Below are 15,956 nucleotides of genomic sequence, written 5' to 3' on the forward strand. Positions count from 1 at the left end.
CAAGATTGCGCGCGCCCTTCCCTGCTGATGGCTACCCCATGTGTCGATCACTGCCCTGGCTGTTCTGCCTGCTCCTTTTCACCTTGCATGCCCCGGCGGCGACGCTGCTGCCCACAGACGCCAGCCTTGTGGTCGAACGCCTGGATGACCACGAGGCGCGCCTGGATGCCAACGCCGCGCTGGCGTCGCGCGACTGGCGGCCACTGCCCGGTTCCCTGAGCGCCGGCTTCGTACCCGGTGCGATCTGGTTGCGCCTGCAGGTGCAAACCGGCACCGGGGCGCCACGCCAGTGGATGCTGATGCTGAGCAATGCCCTGCTTGACGGGGCCACCCTATTCGATGCCCGCGACATCTCCCACCCGATCCTTAGCGGTGAAGCCGTGGGCCGTCAGCACTGGGCCATCAACTATCGCTCACCGGCGTTCGCCCTGGACCTGGATTCCGGACAACCGCGGGTGCTGTTGCTACGCCTGGAAAGCAAGAACGCGATGTCGGTCAGCCTGCGCCTTATCTCCGCCGAGCGGTTCGCTTGGGACCTGTCCATGGAATACCTTGGATATGGCCTGTACTTTGGCATCTGCCTCGTGCTGATCCTGTTCCATTCTGCCTTCTGGCGCATGACCCAGGCCCCGGAGAGCGGCTGGTACCTGGCCTACGTCAGCTTTGCCGTACTGATCGAGCTGCTGACCCTGGGCCTGCCCCAGCAGATGCTCGCCCTGCCGATGACGTTCAGCGACACCCTGCTCGGTTGCGCCCTCGGCCTGAGCCTGCCGGTAGGGGTGATTTTCACCCTGCGCCAATTGCAGGCATCGGCTTATCCGCGACTGCAACGGTGGCTGATCGCCGCCAGCCTGATCATCGGCACGACCGCCGCACTGACGGTGCTTGCCGGGCATTACCAGGTCGGCGCCCCGCTGCATCAGGTCACCGTGCTGGCAAGCATTGGATGCTTCATTGGCCTGGCGCTCTGGCTGATGTATCAGGGCCATCGTCCCGCGCGCTACTTCCTGCTGCTGTTCGGACTCTATTACCTGGGGATTGGCATCAGCTTCCTGCGCAACCTCGGTCTGCTGCCGGCGAGCTTTTTCACCGACAACGCCGTGGCCCTCGGCGCGCTCCTGCATATGCTGCTGATGAGTCAGCGGATCATCCGGCACTACCGCTGCCTAAAAGCCCAGACCCGCCGCGCCGAGGACGCCGTCAATGCCCTGATCCGCAGCCAGAACGCCAGGTTGGAGGAGGAAATCGATGCCCGCACCCGCGAGTTGCGCCAGGCACTGCATCAGGAGCAGCGGATGCGCGAGGAGCAGCGCGATTTCGTGGCCATGGTGTCTCACGAATTCCGCACGCCGCTGGCAATCATCGCTACCTCGGCCCAACAGATAAGGCGCAACCTGATGCAGGCGCCCCAACGCAACGAGCAGCGCTGCCACAACATCCACCAGGCCTCCAGGCGCCTGCTGTGCCTGGTGGATGACTACCTTGAGCATGACCGCGTTGCGGCACGGGCGAGCGAGCCACGCTGTGCCGTCCATGACCTGGATGCATTGTTCGAGGGCTGCCTCGATGACTTTCCACCCGGCCGTATCGAGCTCGACCGGCGCAGTGTTCGCACACAGCTTGAGTGCGATTTCGGACTGCTGCGCGTGGCCCTGCGCAACCTGCTGGCCAACGCCGACCGCCATGCCCCGGCCAGCAGCATTGTGCTGCTCAGGGTGGAGGACGGTACTGGCGGCCTACGGATCCGGGTCACCAACGAAGGCGCGGAGATTCCCGCAGAGCAGGCCCCGCTGCTCTTCCATAAGTACGTTCGTGGCACCCAGGCCCAGCACACGTCGGGTACCGGGCTGGGCCTTTACCTGGTCAAGCGCATCGCCGAACTGCATGGTGGCAGCCTGGTGCTGGAAAGCCGGGGGCAGCAGCGCCCGATCTGTTTCTGTCTGGAGCTGCCGCAACCGGCCGACAGCAACCTCAGGTCAAACGCTTCATCGCCGTAAAGAAGCCTTCGACATCCGACCCGTCAGCGCTCAGCCCGCGCCGAGGATAACCCGCCGGGCCAAGGCTATCCGACGACATAGCTGCGGCCAGGTTGGCGGTCGCCTTGAACGCCACGCCAACCGGATAGGTTGGCCAATCGCGCATCAGCAACGGCGGCATACCGAATACCTGCACGCCCTGCCCGCGCCGGGCAAGGCGAAACGAGGCGTAGCCGAACGCACCGACAATACCCGCATCCGCCGCCGGCTGCAGTCGCGGGTCCTCGGTCTGCGTGATGCTCGCGGCGGCACCGAGCCCGTAGCCGGCCATCTCGAACGCGGATAGCAGCAAGCCATCGGGGTGCTTTTCGTCCAGGCTGAAGGACGCCCACTCGGGCAGGCTGAACAGGTGCCCCAGCGCCCCAGCCGCATCGAACACCTCCAACTGCCCGCGAACCCAGCGCAGCGAATACGCCCGGGGATGACTCGGATCAAGGTCGCTGCGATTGTCTATTTGCCACTGCCGGTCCAGGTCCAGGGTGGGTGCGGAGCCCAGTGGATAACCGGCCTGGGCGAACACGGGGGCGAGCCCGGCAAGATCTTCGGAACCGAGCTCATCCCATACCGATACCGGCAAGCTGAACAAGGGCACCCCCTGCTCCAGCGCAACACCGGCACCGAGCAGCAGGGCTCCGTCGAGGACGCTATCGCTGAAATCGACGCCCTGGATCTGCGCGCCCTCCAGGGACAGACGTCGCGCCGCACAGTCCGCCAGTACCGTACAACCGGCAATCCGTGCATTCACCAGCACGCTATTACTCAGGTCGGCACCGCTCAGAAAAGCCTGGGACAGGTCCAGCGACACCAACAGACTACCGGCGAGCACTGCGCCCTCCAGATCGGCGTGATCGAGGCTGGCCTTGGCGCCACACCACTGCACACCACGCAGGTCGGCGCCGGCCAGATGGGCGCCAGACGCCCGGGTATCGATGCAGATGGCCCGGTGCAGGACCGCCGGACGCCACGGCAGATCGGCGAGCTCATCGCGGTCGGCAAGGCCTGCCACCGAACCGACCTGATGAACCTTGGCATCCAGGCGCGCCTGGCTCAGGTCGGCAGCAGAAAAGTCCGCCGCAGTGAAGTTGGCATTACTCCCCAGGATATTTTTCAGCGAGCACTTGCGCAGGCTCGCCCGCAGGGCGAAGACATTCCTCAGGTCAGCGCCGTCCAGCACCGCGCCGTCCAGTCGGCAGCTCTCCAGACGGGCATCGGTCAGCCGGGCCCCGCTGAGTTGCAGGCCGCTCAGGTCGGCTTCGCTGAAATCGCCAGCGCCGAGGTTGGCGTGGCTGCAGTCGAGGTTGCGCGACGGACTGCCGAGGATAGCGCCCCTGGCCTGGCACTGACTCAGGTCGATCTCCCGGGCACTGCGCGGCGCCCCCCAGCCCGGGGCGCCAAGGGTTGCACCGGACAAGTTGGCACGATCCAGCAGCGCGCCGTCGAAAAACACCCCGTTCAGCCGGGCACCGCGCAGATCGGCCTCGCCCAGCAGGCAGTTGGAAAAGTCTGCGCCCTGCAGGCTGGCGCCGGCAAAGCGCGCACCGGTGAAGTCCACCCCCATGGCGATCGCGCCATCGAGCACGACGTCGGTCAGGTCTACGCCACGGCCCTGGCCGCTGGCCACCAGCGCTGCCAACGAGGGCGTGACGATAACCGGCTCGAAGCGCGATACGGCGGTCTTGCCACCGTTAGTCGTGAGAATCGCCTGGGCCGTTTGCGGGTAGAACACCACGCTTTTCCAGGTATCCCCGACCTGCACTTCCCAGCACTGCCCCAAGGGTTCACTCGCCAGGCGCAGCGTCGCGGCGTCCGCTACGTCACTGTTCAGGGTCAGGCAGCCCGCCGTGCTGGAAAACCCAATCCAGCGCTCGTCGAGGCGCAGGCGAAAACTGCCGTCGGGCAAGCGGTAGGCGCTGGCAAGCCCAGGCTGCTCGATGGCGTCGCGCGCGATCATCGCCGGGAACCAGCGATAGCCCTGGTCGCCATCCTGAAGCTCAAGGGTTGCCAGGCAGGTTGCCCCTGCATGGAAGGTAAGCTTCCCCATGAACTCGCCCAGCGCTTGCGTCTTCACAGATGCACCTTGGCCTTGATCGAGACGAAGCCCTGCTGAACGCTGAGTTCCGCCTGCTCGAAAACGAAGTGGAACATCTCCATCATCGGCAGCGGTACGCCTTCCGCCCCCATCCTTTGCAGACAGTCATCGTATTTACTCTCCACCACCGTCCAGAGCATGTTGCCGAACGGCGTGCCAAGGTCCTCGGCAACGCCCGGGATGGTGGTGCTGAGGAACGTGGTTTTCGCGCTGTTCTTCTGGTAGTCGAACTTCAGTGTCTGCGCTATCGAAGTCGGGGCGAGGCCCAGGCGCAGGTTGGTCAGGAGATCGATACGGCTGACCGTGAACTCAAGCTTGGGCGGTGTCTGTTCGCCGGTATCGATGAACACCGTGAACTTCAGGTTCTGGCGCATGACCATGCCGCTTTGCCTGGCATAATTGACAATATCGGTGATCAGTGGCGCGCTGACTTTCCATTTTGCCAGTGCGTTTTCCAGATCCCTCTGCTCAATATAGGAGTGGCCGCGCAACTTCATCACCGCGGGCATTTCGGCAGTAATGCCAGGGATATTCGCGACTCGCGCCAACGTCGCATCGGTCATTTCCCAGACGCTCTGGAATTCTGTCGTGGGCGCCTCAGTCGAGACAATTTCAGCATACAGATCGTTGTCTTCGTACTCGCTCAGGGCCTCGACAACTGGGACATAGGTGGCGCAACGCAAGGCATCTGGATTGGGGATGTTGCCGGTGGTTGCGCTGGTATGCAGCAATCCGGCCTTGAAACAGGCCCATTGCAGCCCGTTGATGCTGTAGCTCGACACGTAGGTCTGCAGATAATTCGGATCGCTCGCCGCCGGAATCGGTGGGAGGCCCAGCGGCTCGGGCGCAGGCGCCGGATAGGCCTCACCCTTGTAACGGACCCCGCCGGTCACACCGATCCGCAAACCGTTGCGCCCCTCGGTCGAGTCAAAGCCCAGGCCGGATTCGCCGAGGCCGAACTCGAACAGAATGTCGTGCCCCAAGTTGCCACTGGACGGAATGCTGCGCAGCGACGCCGGCATGATCTGATTGATCAGGGCAGAGAAGTCGAGCGTGGATACCGCTTCACGGGTGGTGGCGCTGACCTCGGTCGTCGTGCAGCCCTGGATCTCGTTGCGCACGATGCTGCCCGACGGAATATTCGCGCTGACCTCTCCCGGATCCGCCACACAGCGGTGCTCGACCACTTCATAGGTACTGCTCGCGGTATTGAATTCGAAGGCAGCAGTGACGTGTATCTGCAAACTGGAAAAGCCCGGCGCATAGTTAAACCTGTGATCGATGTCGTGGGACTTGCAAACCACCATCCCCCTGATGTCCTGGGTGCACTCCTTGGACTTTCCGGTCTCGTGCCACTGGTATTGCGCGGAGAATCCGGAAGCGACGAACTCGAGCTTGAATTCACTGCCCGTCGGGTTGCCGGAGGCCAGCTGGGTGACCGAACGATACGCCGGGCTGAACCCCTGCAGGTAGCCCGAACTCAGCGCCACTTTGACATTCGAGTAGTCGGTGCCCATGCCCGAACCGGAGCCGGTGAAGCTGCCGACATCGATCAGTCGGTCCGGAACCGGCATCGAGCGGATCAGGTCCTGCAAGCGAGGGGACAGGAATTGTCGGCAAAAGAAATCGATACCGGCCTGGCCGATGGCGATGGTGAGTGTCTGCATGATGAATCCTCCGTGAATTCAGGCTTTGACCGCGTAGACATGGATGCTGTTGGCGACGCGATAGATGTGGTAAGTCGCTGCGACGTCCTTGACGCTCCAGGCACCGTTTGGATCGATGACGTCGATAAACGCATTGGGCGTCAGGTCGATCCCGTGCTCGTCGAACTGGAGCTTCACTTCGCCGATGTTGTGTTCGTTAAGTCGCGGCTGCTGGCTGACCGGCATGTCGAACAGTGGCGGCGTTGGCATCCAGTGGCCGATGCCCGGCTGGGGGCTCCCGGACGGCGACTTCAGGGTCTCGAACATCAGCCCGTAGACATTGCGCCACAGGTCCACGGCCAGCTTGCCGGCGACCACGTTGTGCGGCGTGCGGGTCAGCGACGGGTCCGGCGAGCGCGACAGGAAACTGCCGTCCGGGGCATAGATGTCCAGCAGGTAGTCACTGGCCCGGCTGCCATCGCCGGTGTACGACAACACGTAGATGTAGCCGCGCGCCTCTACCGCCATGTCCAGGTAGGTCACGTCCTGGCCGCGAACGTTCTGCAACGGGAAATAGGACAGCGACCAGTACACCAGCGATTGCCGGGGCTGGGCCGTGGCTGGCCGGATCCGCCAGGCCTGACTGGTAGTACCGTCGAGGATGTGCCATTCACTGCCCGGGGCGATGACCTCGACCTGGGCACGGCACGGCCGCTGGTACACCGCCAGCACGCCATGGCGCAAGCGCACTTGCCAGCTCGATCCGCGTGGATCGTCGAGGGTCCATTCATGGCCCGCCTCGACCACATGGATCTGCGCGCTGGCCGAGGTATCGCCCATCGCTTGCGGGTCGTAGGCGAGCACCAGGCCATGCAGGTTCAAGGCCTTGAGCAGCGGATCGTTCTCGGCAGCGAACGAGGCGTCGTCCAACTGCTTCACGAAACTGGTCGAAAGGGCAAACAGATAACCTTGCTCCTGGTCGAGCAGCGCCTGGATGAAAGCCTCCGGCACGACGCCGTCGTTGAGTGCCGCAGCAATGGCTTCGTTGTCGATCGAGAGCAATGGCTTGAACGGGGTGAAACCCGGTACCGCATTGGCTTTGGTGTCAAACGCCTGGACCCGATGGTTCTTGCTTTCCAGCACCAGGATCCGTCCGTCCGGCATCACCGAGATGGCTTTCGGACCGCGTAACAGGCCCTGGCGGATACCCTCCCCGGCCACCATCATCGCCATCGGTGCCTCGCTGTCAGGCGAACCTTGCGCCGGTAAGGGCAGGAACATCAGCTTGCTGTCCTTCCACGACGCGGCCAGAACGATACCGTCGGGGTGGATGGCCAGCGCGTCGATGTTGTTCAGCGGAAACTGTCCCCAACTTTGCAGGTCGCGCGCACCCAGGCCGAAGCTCGGCGCACCGTCGCCCAATATCACCTTGCGCAGGTGCATGGCGCTGCCGCGCGGGTCGAGAATGAAGTTGTCCTGCTCGATCCGCTTGTCTTGGTTGCTTGCCTGCGACCAGGCGATACCGGGCCGATTGCTCAGGCCGACATCGGAAACCATCAGGCGTGATTGCGGGTCGGCTAGCACCGACAGGTTCTGTAACACGTACTGCTGCGCATCGGACGTCGGCGCAGCGGCCGAATCCGTCGGCAGTTGCTGGCCCGAGGCACGCCAGGCATAGCCAATCTGATAGGCGCTGTTGTTCAGGGTGATATCCACCAACTCGCAGAGCGTGCCGTCTTTGCCGCAGGCCAGCGAAGCATGGGTGGCTTGCGGTGGCGCACCCGCCTGCCAGACATAGCGCCCGCGCTCGACGGCGATGCGCTCCTTGAACACGTACTGGGTGTCCGGGCTCAGTGGTACCAACTGCTCGACGATGGTGCGCGCACCCAGCTCCAGCGTGGTGCCCTGGTTGGCCTCGGCAGTCATCCAGTCGCTCTGCCACGAGCCGGCCAGCCAGCCGTTGTCGCTGTACAGTCCACACAACACACGGAACTGGCCGCCCGCCGGCACATCGTCGAAACGCAGCGCCAGTGGGGTGTTACTGGTGACCCGCGGCATGCGGCCGGTCAGCTTGTGATTGGTACCGCCCTGGTATTCGAGATAGGCGACATAGTTGCTGGCCACCGCTGGCCATACTGCGGTTTGCGGATTGCCGGCCTCGCCATGGGCTGGGTCCGGGTGCAGGCTCAGGCTCACGTCGATCGCCCGGGAGACCATCACCTTGACGCAGGATGGTGATGACAGTACTTGCCCTGTGGTCACCGCCATTTCCTCGATGCTCATCAGGGTCGCGGCGGTGCGGAACACCCAGCCCACCGGTCCCAGGCACGAACCGAGCACGCCTGTCGCGCAGCGCCCGGCCAACCACTTGCCGAGGGCCTCCATACCTTTGCGCAGAATCAGGCCGACGATCATATTGGCGCATTTATCCATCACCCAGCGTGTACTGCGCACGGCGGACGCGGTGGCAAGGCCACCGCCGAGCATCGGCAGGCCAATGGCGAGGGCGGCCGCGGTGAGCTGCCGGTCGTTGACGATCCGGTTGAATTCCCGATGCCCGGTAATGTAGCTGCCGCATGCCATCAACACCGTCGGCACACCGTATTGCCAGAGACCGGTCAGCAAGGCGCCACTGGTACTGAAGTCATCGTCCCAATCGCTGACACCGAGGCTGGCGAAATACAGGCGCACGGCGGAGGCATTGCCCATGGCAATGTTCAGCGTGCTCGGCTGCGTATCGTATGGAATGCCCAGGATCGAGTTGGTCGCCGATACCGAATGCAGGCGCACCTTGCCGCCGAGGGGTTGACCGCAAGCATCGAGCAACTGGTAGCCGGCGATCAGGGTGCGCAGGTAGGTGTTGCTGACATCGATCGACAACAGGCTGTCACGGTCGATATCGATCGACCCCGCGTCGACCTGGATGCCGTGGTGCACCGTGCGTTCGTTGACGGTCCATTTGTAGCGGGTCTCACCGCCACCCGCCGTTTCAAGGTGCACCACGGCTTCACCCGCCGCGCGTTCGCTGACGGCGCAGGTCGTGCCGCTGCTCGCCGTCCAGGTCTTGTCCATCAGGCGCACATCGTTTGCCGCCGAACGGTTGGCCCCTGCCACGCTGGCGCCCAGATGCCCTTCAAGGTCCTCATGCACGCCATAGGTGTACAGAGGCTGCCCGGCGTCGATCTGGCCGGGGAGATCGTACTCGGCCACCAGCACATTGCCATCGGCATCCTGGCACGGCACGATTGGCGACCAGTCCTGACCAAGGCGACCAATCTGCGTCGCCAGCAATTGCATGCGGTTGTATTGCTCTGGATCGACCTCCGGGCTGGGCAGGATATGGTCGTTAAGTACGATCACGCGGGTGCTGGACTGAATACTGGCCAGACCAGGGTGATGCGACACCAGTGCGGCTGCGGTATCCAGGGGCGTGACCAGGGTCTGGGCCTGAACCAGGGCATCCAGGCGCGCCGATTGCCCGTCGGGCAGCGCGCGGAGCCCTAGGTGGGCCAGGCGCGCACAGTGAACCTTGGGCTTGCGCGCAATGGTATGCCGATGGAACGCTCGCAACTGCTTCAGGGGATTCTGATAGCGCTCCAGGCGCTCTTGCCAGAACACCCGCAGATGATCCTCGGGAATGAGCACGCACATCGCCACCACCTGCGGCAAATGCACGCCCTCACGCTCGGGGATGACCACCTGCAAGTAGCGCGAATCGGCGTCGCTGAAGTGCGTCTTGTCGACCACCGCGAAGTGGCTGAAGCGCTGCTGATGCTCACTCGACAACAGCGCCAGCGCGCCATGAGTCGACCCAGCGGATGCAAGACTCTGGTCGCTATGGGCACTGAGCGGATAGCGCGCGCTGCCAACACGAACCTCTAGCGCTTGCGTACGCTCGACATGCCGCAGGTCGAAATGCAGGTGCTTCATTGCCATCTCCTTGGTCGGGGGGCAATCCCCCAAGCGGCAGCCAAAATAGGCAGCGAGATGGCTTTTTGTCAGCATTGGGTTTCTGAGCAAATCTGAGCGCCGACCGGCCACTTCACATTGGCAGGAGGCTCAGGCGGTGGCAGGCGATACGGCGCCAGCGACGGTCAAAGATCGAGGGCACCGCTGAGCAAGGCGTGGAGCATTGCCGCAACGTCAGCGTCCTGAGTATCCAGCAGGCGCAGTGGAATGCCCCGCAAGGCAGCCTGCGAAGCGGCCAACCCTTCACCGGTGAGGGCCAGCGGACAGGCAATGTCCATCTGCAACGAACGCAGCCGCTTGGCCAGCTCGGGGCGTACCGGCGCTGACAACGCGATCACCAGTGCCGCTGGCTGGATCGCTGCGCACAGCAAGGGCAGCTCTTCCAGCGGCTGCCCGTAGCCAAGCACCTCGATGCGTTGCTGCTCGCCGGTCAATAGCAGCCCGGCGCACAGCAACTGCAGTTCGGCTTGCCCCTCGGTGCCGGCCACCAGCACGCGCGGCGCATCGGCCTGGTTCATCTGCAGGCGCAGCAGCAGGCGGGCGCGCAGGAATGTATCGAGGAACAGCCATTGGCTGCGCTCACCGAACGCAGTGCCTGAAGCCAGGTCATGCCAGACCGGCATCAACACGTCGCGCAGTACGGTGGCTTTGGGGAAGAGTGTGAACAACTGGCCATGAATACCTTCCAGCGCCTGGGCATCGAATGCTCTCGTTGCACGCGTCACGGCGGCACGCCAATCGTGAAAGGCCGTGGCCTTTGGCGCGGACGCTTCACGCTGGCCTGCGAGCATCTCGCCGACTTTGCTGATGGGTACGCCATGGGCGGTCCAGTGCAGGATATCGCGTATGCGCTGGACATCTCCGGCCTTGTACAGGCGATGGCCACCCTCGGTACGCTGTGGGCGGATCAGCCCATGGCGCCGCTCCCAGGCGCGCAAGGTCACCGGATTGATGCCGGTCAGGCTGACCACATCGCGCATCGGCAACAAATCGTGTGGGGTAACATCTGTCATGGCGAGGATCTTCCGGGCGGTGACACATTCTAAACCTATACACACCTTCTGCGGCGAGCCGCCTTAGGTCATCATGCAGCAAACCGCGCCGAAGCTATTCGCACAGGGCTACGCTGCGCATATCGCATACGAAATTTCTGTAGGTGGGACCTATGATCAACGCAAAACTCCTGCAACTGATGGTCGAACAGTCCAACGATGGCATCGTTGTCGCCGAGCAGGAGGGCAGTGACAGCATCCTTATCTACACCAACCCCGCCTTCGAGCGCCTGACCGGCTACTGCGCCGACGACATCCTCTTCCAGGACTGCCGCTTTCTTCAGGGCGAGGATCATGAGCAGGCCGGTATCGCAACCATCCGCGAGGCGATCAGCAAAGGCGAGCCCTGCTGCCAGGTGCTACGCAACTACCGCAAGGATGGCAGCCTGTTCTGGAACGAATTGTCGATCACCCCCGTGCGCAACGAGGCAGACCAACTGACCTACTACATCGGTATCCAGCGCGATGTGACCGCGCAGATGTTAGCCGAAGAGCGGGTTCGCGAGCTGGAAGCCGAAGTCGCTGAATTGCGCCGGCAATTGGCCGAGGCCAAGGCGTAACCTAAAAATCTATACAAGCTCGTTGACTTGTACAGTTTTATCCTTAGGATTCAGGTATACCTATACAACAATTCCCTGTTGTACAGGATTGCCTGGAGCCCCGCATGTCAGCGTACCTACAGCCATTTGCCGAGCGTTTGGCCGGCCTCGACGGGCAGCGCCTCGCTGCCCCTGAAAAGCTGTACAGCAACAACCTCACCTGTGCCGACGCGGTGAGGCCTGGACCGCCTACCCACTGCAAGGTACGCGGCCAGCGGATTATATCGCCATGCGTATAGCAATTATTGGCAGTGGCATCGCTGGCCTGACCTGCGCCCACCTGCTCTCTCGTCGGCACGAGGTGACCGTATTCGAGGCCGCCGAGTGGATCGGCGGCCATACCCACACTGTCGACGTGACGTGGTGCGGCAAACACTACGCCATCGATACCGGCTTCATCGTCTTCAACGACTGGACCTACCCCAACTTCATCCGCTTGCTCGACCAGCTCAACGTCGCTTCCCGACCGACCGAGATGAGTTTCTCCGTACATGACCCGCTCAGTGGACTGGAGTACAACGGCCACAACCTGAACACGCTGTTCGCACAGCGCCGCAACGTATTGTCGCCAGGTTTCTGGGGGATGCTGCGCGATATCCTGCGCTTCAACCGGGAGGTACTCGCCGACCTGGACGACCGGCGTATCGATGCCAGCACCACCCTTGGCGCCTATCTCCAGGCCCAGGGCTACGGCCAGCGCTTCATCGAGCACTACATCGTGCCCATGGGGTCGGCGATCTGGTCGATGTCGCGCGCGGACATGCTCGGCTTCCCGCTGCAGTTCTTCGTGCGTTTCTGTCGCAACCACGGCTTGCTGTCGGTGAACCAGCGCCCGCAGTGGCGTGTGATCCAGGGCGGCTCGCGCAGTTATGTCGCCCCGCTTTGCCGACCATTTGCGGAGCGGATCCGCCTTGGCTGCAAGGTCCACCGGGTCGGCCGCGACAGCGGCGGTGTCACCCTCGTCAGCGCCGCCGGCACAGAACGCTTCGACAATGTGGTGTTCGCGTGTCATAGCGACCAGGCCCTGGCGCTGCTGGAAGCCCCGAGCGTACAGGAGCATGCCGTGCTGGGTGCTATCCGCTACGCCGACAACGATGTCGTGCTGCACACCGACACCCGCCTGCTGCCCCGCCGCCGGAAAGCCTGGGCCAGCTGGAACTACCGCCTTGGTGGCACTGAACAGGCCCCGGCCGCGCTGACCTACAACATGAACATCCTGCAAGGGATCGAGGCGCCGGTGACCTTCTGCGTGAGCCTGAACCAGACCGCGCTCATCGACCCGTCACAGATCATCGCCCGTTTCAGCTACGCCCACCCGCAGTACAGCCTCGCGGCGTCCGCTGCGCAGGCTCGCCAAGCGCAATTGCAGGGGCATCAGCACAGCTACTTTTGCGGCGCCTACTGGGGCAATGGCTTCCACGAAGACGGGGTGGTCAGCGCGCTGCAGGTGGCCAGGCACTTTGGAGAACACTGGTGAACAGCGGCGGGCACCTGCCCGCGCAGGCCCGGCCTCGGCACGCGCTGTGCCGCTTGTGCAAGCGTCCCCCCATCCATGAACACACTGCCAGCCGGGCTCACCTGGGGCTTGGCCAATCTTGTGAGGACCCTAAGTATGTCCAATCCCACCCTGAGCGTTAGCAAGTCTGCCGGTCTTGCGCCATTACTCGGCGGGCTGGCACGCAACGCCGTACTCGCCCAGCTGGGCAAGCTGCGCCACGGTCACCTGCGCCTGCTCAGCCACGGGCAACAGTGGAGTTTCGGCAATGCCGACAGCCCGCTGCAAGCCGAAGTGGAGATCCTCGACGATGCAACCTGGAGCCTGATCGCCGGCAATGGCTCGATCGGTGCCGGCGAAGCATATATCCATGGCTATTGGCGAAGCCCCGACCTGGCGCGGGTGACCCGCCTGTTCGTCGCCAACCTCGACGTGCTCGATGCCTTGGAGGGCGGCCTGGCCCGCTTCGGACGCCCTGCCCTACGGCTGCTGCACCGGTTGAACCGAAACAGCAAGCGCGGCGCCCGACGCAACATTTTGGCCCACTACGACCTGGGTAACGCCTTGTTCGAGCAGTTGCTGGACCCGACCATGATGTATTCGGCCGCCCAGTTCGAGCACCCGGAGCAAACGCTGGAACAGGCCCAATTGCACAAGCTGAAGCGCATCTGCGAGAAGCTCGAACTGCACGCCGGCGATCATCTGCTGGAGATTGGTTGCGGTTGGGGCAGCCTGGCGATCCACGCTGCGACCCAGTACGGCTGTCGGGTCACCACCACGACACTCTCCGAGGCGCAGTACACGCATACCCTCCAGCGCGTCCGTGCTCTGGGGCTGGAGGCACAGGTGACGGTGCTGCGTGAAGACTACCGTGACCTGAAAGGCAGGTTCGACAAGCTGGTCTCGATCGAGATGATCGAGGCGGTTGGCCATCGATACCTGCCGGTGTATTTCCGCCAGTGTGCGTCACTCCTCAAACCCGACGGCCTGATGCTGTTGCAGGCGATCACCATCCGCGACCAGCGCTATGCCCGGGCACGCCGCGCGGTGGACTTCATCCAGCGCTACATCTTCCCCGGGGGCGCCCTGCCCTCGCTGAGCGTGCTGCTGGACACCGCCAGCCGGCAAACCGAACTGAACCTCGTGCACCTGGAGGATTTCGGCCAGGACTACGCGCGTACCCTGCGCCATTGGTACGACAACCTGGGCCAGGCACGCACCACGCTGACGGCCCTCGGCTACGACGAGATGTTCCAGCGTTTGTGGGCGTTCTACCTGTGTTATTGCCAGGGTGGTTTCGAGGAGCGCGCCATTGGTGTAGCGCAACTGCTGTGGGCGGCTCCCCAGGCGCGACGCGCGCCTTTGTCCGCGCCGTGATTGAAACCTGGCCCTGGCATTGCTAGGGCGCGCCGCTGCGCCGGGCGGAGCGGCGGCAGCGCTCCGAGCAGTAGCGTACTTGCTCCCAGCAGCGAGCCCAGCGTTTGCGCCAGTTGAAGGGCCGGCCGCACACCACGCAGACCTTGCTCGGCAGGAGGCCCTTCTTCACAGGGCCTCAGCGGCATCGAGCCGTGCCAGCAGTGACTGACCACGCTGCCACACGGCATCACGCCGGCTGGCAGTCATGCCGTCGAGGCTGCGATAGATCAGCGCCAGGCGCGGATTAGCCGATAACTGGGGGCGATGGCGCATAAGAAAGTGCCAGTACAGCGCATTGAACGGGCAGCCATCTTCCTCTATGACCTGCTCGACCTTGTAACTGCAAGCCTTGCAGTGATCGGACATCCGTTGGATGTAACGGCCACTGGCGCAATATGGCTTCGACCCCAGGTAGCCGCCATCGGCGTGCATCACCATGCCAAGCGTGTTGGGCAGTTCGACCCAGTCGAAGGCATCCATGTACATGGCCAGGTACCACTCACAAATCGCGGCCGGGACGATGCCGGCCAGCAGGGCAAAGTTGCCGGTGACCATCAGCCGCTGGATGTGGTGGGCGTAGCCCAACTGCAAGGTCTGCCCGATGGCTTGTTCCATGCAGCGCATGCGGGTGCGTCCGGTCCAGTAGAACGCCGGCAGCGGCCGGTCGTTGCCCAGATGATTGAGCCCGGCGTACTCAGGCATGCGCAGCCAATAGATGCCGCGCACATACTCGCGCCAGCCGATCAGTTGACGGATGAAGCCTTCGGCCGCATTGAGCGGCACGCGCCCCTCGCGCCAGGCCGTTTCGACGTCCTCGCACAGGCGCCGTACATCGAGAAGCCCGATATTGAGTGCCGCGCTGATGCGCGCATGGAACAGGTAGGGTTCGTCTTCGGCCATGGCGTCCTGATAGTCGCCGAAGGCGGCCAGACTGAAGTCGAGAAAATGCTGCCAGAGCTGCTGTGCTTCGCCATGGGTCACCGGGTAGTCGAACCCGTCCAGTGCCCCGTAATGGTCGCTGAAGCGTTGGCGCACCAGGGTCACCACAGCCTGGGTGATAGCGTCCTGCTCGAACTGTGCAGCGAACGGCCCATGCAGCCCACGTGGTAATGCCTTGCGATTGTCACCATCAAAATTCCAGGCACCACCGGCCGGCTGGCCGTCGGGCTCCATCAGCAGCCCGCAACGTTTGCGCATGCCACGGTAGAAGTGCTCCATGCGCAATTGCGTTCGCCCTTGGGCCCAGCGCGCGAACGCTTCGCGCGAGCACAGGAAACGATTGTCGCGATGCCACACGAGCGGCAGCCCGGCGTCGCGCAAAGCCTGCTCCAGGCGCCACTCACCACACTCGGTGAGGTGGATTTCCGCAGCGCCCAACGCCTGTTGCCAGCGCTGCAGTTCGCCGGCAATGCTGCCGCTGTTGCCGTCCGCATTCAGCGCCACGTAATGCACCTGCCAGCCCCGCTCACGCAGGGCCTGGGCGAAATGCCGCATGGCGCTGAAAATGAGTACGATCTTCTGCGGATGATGCGGCACATAGCGCGCCTCGCCCATCACTTCTGCCATCAGTAGCGCATCGCGAGCCGGGTCCAGCGCGCCCAGGCTTGCCAGCTCGAACGACAATTGGTCACCCAGTATCAGACCCAGGCGCATC

At 63.5% G+C, this 15,956-nt stretch carries 10 protein-coding genes; 4 read left to right on the forward strand and 6 right to left on the reverse strand.

What is annotated here, in order from left to right; genetic code table 11:
- Positions 1-38 precede the first annotated feature (38 nt).
- Positions 39-1,997, forward strand: coding sequence for a sensor histidine kinase (locus DCO48_RS03750; RefSeq protein ID WP_116549274.1), 1,959 nt, complete (start codon positions 39-41; stop codon positions 1,995-1,997).
- Here DCO48_RS03750 and DCO48_RS03755 read toward each other — a convergent pair.
- The 4 genes from DCO48_RS03755 to DCO48_RS03770 all read right to left on the reverse strand — a co-directional run bounded on the left by DCO48_RS03755 (position 1,972) and on the right by DCO48_RS03770 (position 10,753).
- The gene (locus DCO48_RS03755; protein WP_116549275.1) at positions 1,972-4,104 is read right to left on the reverse strand and encodes a pentapeptide repeat-containing protein; all 2,133 of its coding nucleotides are present in this window, start codon (positions 4,102-4,104) and stop codon (positions 1,972-1,974) included. The genes DCO48_RS03750 and DCO48_RS03755 overlap by 26 nt on opposite strands.
- A complete protein-coding gene (locus tag DCO48_RS03760; protein ID WP_116549276.1) occupies positions 4,101-5,792 on the reverse strand; it encodes a hypothetical protein in 1,692 nt (563 codons plus the stop codon). Before DCO48_RS03760 ends, DCO48_RS03755 begins: the two co-directional genes overlap by 4 nt.
- An 18-nt stretch (positions 5,793-5,810) precedes the next feature.
- The gene (locus DCO48_RS03765) at positions 5,811-9,701 is read right to left on the reverse strand and encodes a hypothetical protein (RefSeq protein ID WP_165840724.1); all 3,891 of its coding nucleotides are present in this window, start codon (positions 9,699-9,701) and stop codon (positions 5,811-5,813) included.
- Positions 9,702-9,865: 164 nt separating this feature from the next.
- The gene (locus tag DCO48_RS03770) at positions 9,866-10,753 is read right to left on the reverse strand and encodes a MerR family transcriptional regulator (RefSeq protein ID WP_116549278.1); all 888 of its coding nucleotides are present in this window, start codon (positions 10,751-10,753) and stop codon (positions 9,866-9,868) included.
- Positions 10,754-10,905: 152 nt separating this feature from the next.
- Between DCO48_RS03770 and DCO48_RS03775 the strand changes: the two genes are divergently transcribed.
- The 3 genes from DCO48_RS03775 to DCO48_RS03790 all read left to right on the forward strand — a co-directional run bounded on the left by DCO48_RS03775 (position 10,906) and on the right by DCO48_RS03790 (position 14,263).
- Positions 10,906-11,352, forward strand: a complete 447-nt coding sequence (locus DCO48_RS03775; RefSeq protein WP_116549279.1) for a PAS domain S-box protein — start codon at positions 10,906-10,908, stop codon at positions 11,350-11,352.
- Between the two features lie 268 nt (positions 11,353-11,620).
- Entirely contained in the window at positions 11,621-12,868 is a 1,248-nt protein-coding gene (locus tag DCO48_RS03780; protein ID WP_116549280.1) for an NAD(P)/FAD-dependent oxidoreductase, read from the forward strand.
- Positions 12,869-13,003: 135 nt separating this feature from the next.
- Positions 13,004-14,263, forward strand: coding sequence for a cyclopropane-fatty-acyl-phospholipid synthase family protein (locus tag DCO48_RS03790; protein ID WP_116549281.1), 1,260 nt, complete (start codon positions 13,004-13,006; stop codon positions 14,261-14,263).
- Between the two features lie 22 nt (positions 14,264-14,285).
- Here DCO48_RS03790 and DCO48_RS03795 read toward each other — a convergent pair whose 3' ends face one another.
- Positions 14,286-14,432 carry a DUF2256 domain-containing protein gene (locus DCO48_RS03795; protein ID WP_116549282.1) on the reverse strand — a complete coding sequence of 49 codons (147 nt, stop codon included), beginning with the start codon at positions 14,430-14,432 and terminating at the stop codon, positions 14,286-14,288.
- Positions 14,429-15,955, reverse strand: coding sequence for a cryptochrome/photolyase family protein (locus tag DCO48_RS03800; RefSeq protein WP_116549283.1), 1,527 nt, complete (start codon positions 15,953-15,955; stop codon positions 14,429-14,431). The genes DCO48_RS03795 and DCO48_RS03800 overlap by 4 nt, the downstream gene beginning before the upstream one ends.
- Position 15,956 lies beyond the last annotated feature (1 nt).

This window comes from Pseudomonas sp. SDI (genome assembly GCF_003105155.1).
In the GTDB taxonomy this organism is placed as follows: Bacteria; Pseudomonadota; Gammaproteobacteria; order Pseudomonadales; family Pseudomonadaceae; genus Aquipseudomonas.